Here is a 1,316-nt window from a genome sequence, read left to right as displayed (position 1 = left end):
CGGTAATGGTGGTCTCACCCTTTCGGGCGAACTCGTGCTGATCGAGCCCGCCGGGCCTTTCCAGTTCCTCGATGTCGACGTTGCCGGCCACATCGTCCGGGCAACCTGCAGCGATGCGTCGGGCCTGTCCGCGGGCGAACGCATCACTCTCTGCGCGAGCCCGGACGCTGTCCGCTATTTCGCCACCGAGGACGGCACCCGTATCAATCAGCGCTTCTTGGAAACCGAAAGCCGAATTCATGCCTTATGATCTCGTTTTGAAAAATGGTCGCGTCATCGATCCTTCCCAGGGTATCGACCAGGTCACCGATGTCGCCTTCGCCGCAGGAAAGGTCGCCGCCGTCGGTAACGGTCTTTCTGGAACCGAAGAACGAAACGTAGCGGGCCTTATCGTAACGCCCGGCCTGATCGATCTGCACACGCATGTTTACTGGGGCGGGACGTCGCTTGGGGTGGATCCGGACGCGTTTGCCCGCAAGAGCGCGGTTTCGACCTGCGTCGACACGGGAAGTGCCGGACCGGGAAATTTCCCCGGATTTCGCAAGCATGTGATCGAGCGAAGCACGGCTCGCATTCTCGTCTACCTGCATATCTCCTTCGCCGGCATCTATGGTTTTGCAAAGAACATCATGATCGGCGAAAGCCATGACATGCGGCTTCTTGCCGGCCGCGAGGCCGTCGAGGTCATCAACGCCAACCGCGACATAATCATCGGGGTGAAGGTGCGCATCGGTCGCCACGCCTCTGGCCCCGCCGGTATCCAGCCTCTCGATGTCGCCCTGCAGGTCGCCGACGAGACGGGCCTGCCATTGATGGCCCATATCGATGAGCCACCCCCTTCCTACGAGGCCGTCGTCTCGCGCCTGCGAGCTGGCGATGTACTGACCCATTGTTTTCGACCCTTCCCTAATGCGCCCATCGACGGCGCAGGCAAGATCAAGCCGGAAATCCTCGAGGCGAGGGAACGAGGCGTCCTTTTCGATATCGGCCACGGGATGGGCTCCTTCTCCTGGAAAACGGCGCGCGCGATGATGGCGCAAGGCTTCCAGCCGGACACCATCTCCTCCGATGTTCATGCGCTCTGCATCGAGGGTCCGGCCTACGACCAGGTTACGACGCTTTCGAAATTCCTTGCGCTCGGCATGTCGATCAACGACATCATCGCAGCCTCGACCGTCAATGCGGCCAAGGCATTGCAGCGCCCAGAGCTTGGAACATTCAAGATTGGCTCGGCCGGGGATGCGAGCATCCTCGAATTGCGTAATGGCGCGTTTTCCCTTGAAGACACGCGCGGCGAGATTGTCGTTGCGCCTGAA

Annotated in this window: 1 protein-coding gene; it reads left to right on the top strand. The window is 60.6% G+C overall.

Annotation, left to right across the window (positions count from 1 at the left end):
- Positions 1-239: 239 nt before the first annotated feature.
- A partial coding sequence (locus EN893_RS34220; RefSeq protein WP_128362181.1) for an amidohydrolase/deacetylase family metallohydrolase occupies positions 240-1,316 on the top strand: 1,077 nt, incomplete at its 3' end.

The organism is Mesorhizobium sp. M7A.F.Ca.CA.004.04.2.1, assembly GCF_004022825.1.
In the GTDB taxonomy this organism is placed as follows: Bacteria; Pseudomonadota; Alphaproteobacteria; order Rhizobiales; family Rhizobiaceae; genus Mesorhizobium.
The sequence above is the reverse complement of the archived record's forward strand: the minus strand, read 5'-3'. Positions and strand labels throughout refer to the sequence as shown.